Annotated in this window: 2 protein-coding genes; both read right to left on the bottom strand. The window is 69.6% G+C overall.

Going from position 1 to position 1,145, the window contains the following annotated elements:
* The coding region (locus EN742_RS35545; protein ID WP_148670557.1) for a dipeptide/oligopeptide/nickel ABC transporter ATP-binding protein at positions 1-561 on the bottom strand (561 nt) is incomplete at its 3' end.
* On the bottom strand, positions 558-1,145 hold a 588-nt coding region (locus EN742_RS35540; RefSeq protein WP_148670556.1), incomplete at its 5' end, for an ABC transporter ATP-binding protein. The genes EN742_RS35540 and EN742_RS35545, both read right to left, overlap by 4 nt.

The raw sequence follows: 1,145 nt of genomic DNA, 5'->3' as shown, positions 1-1,145 counted from the left end.
GTCCAGGATCTGACCGCGCACCGATACGTCGAGCGCCGACACGGCCTCATCGAGCACGATCAGCGACGGTCTGGTGGCGATGGCGCGGGCAATGGCGACGCGCTGGCGCTGGCCGCCGGAGATCTCGTGGATGGCGCGCGGCGCGAGATCGGCGCCAAGGCCAACCCGTTCCAGCAGGGCGGCGATGCGGCGCGGGCGTTCGGTGCGCGAGGCGATGCCGTGGATACGCAAGGGGTCGTCCAGCACGCGCGCCACCGTGGCGCGCGGATTGAAGGCGGCGAGCGGATCCTGGAACACCATCTGCAGCCGCGCTCGCCTGGCGCGCAGGGCCGCTCCGCCCAGCGAGAGGAAGTCTGCGCCCTCGAACCGGATGGTGCCGGCGTCCGGCTCGATCAGCCTGAGCACCAGCCGGGCGATGGTCGACTTGCCGCTGCCGGACGGGCCGGCAAGCGCCAGCGTCTCGCCGGGCCCGATCGCCAAGGAGACGCCATCGACGGCGGAGACGGTTCTGCCGCCGCGGCGATAGTGCTTGGTGAGACCGGAGACGGTGAGCAGGCTCATGCCGGCGCTCCGGTCTGCCGCAACTGTCCGGCATCGAGGCCGAGATGAGCGTCGAGCAGCGCGCGCGTATAGGCGTGGCGCGGGGCGTAGACGATCTCCGCCGTCGTGCCGAGCTCGAGCAGTTCGCCATGGCGGAACACAGCGATGCGCTCGGCAAGCTCGGCGGCGAGCGCGATGTCGTGGTTGATGAACAGCAGCGTCATGCCGTCCTCGGCCACCAGCCGCCGGATGAGCGACACGATCTCGGCCTGCACGATGGTGTCGAGCGCGCTGGTCGCCTCGTCGGCGATCAGCAGTTTCGGACCGGCGGCTATTGCCGCGGCGATCGCGACGCGCTGCTTCTGGCCGCCGGATAGCTGGTGCGGGTAAGCGCGCATGGACGTGTCCGGATCGGGTAAGCGGACGCGTTCGAGCAGGGTCTTGGCTTTGGCGAAAGCCTGCGCCCAGGTGAGTTTGAGATGGGTGCGTGCGACCTCGGCGATCTGGTTGCCGACCGGCATGACCGGGTCGAGGCTCGAGGAGGGGTCCTGGAAGACGAAGCCGATGTCACGGCCGAGGAGGACAGTTTTCTCACGAACGGGGAG

The organism is Mesorhizobium sp. M4A.F.Ca.ET.020.02.1.1 (assembly GCF_004022645.1).
Taxonomy (GTDB): Bacteria; Pseudomonadota; Alphaproteobacteria; order Rhizobiales; family Rhizobiaceae; genus Mesorhizobium.
This window is presented reverse-complemented; position numbering and strand designations above follow the sequence as displayed.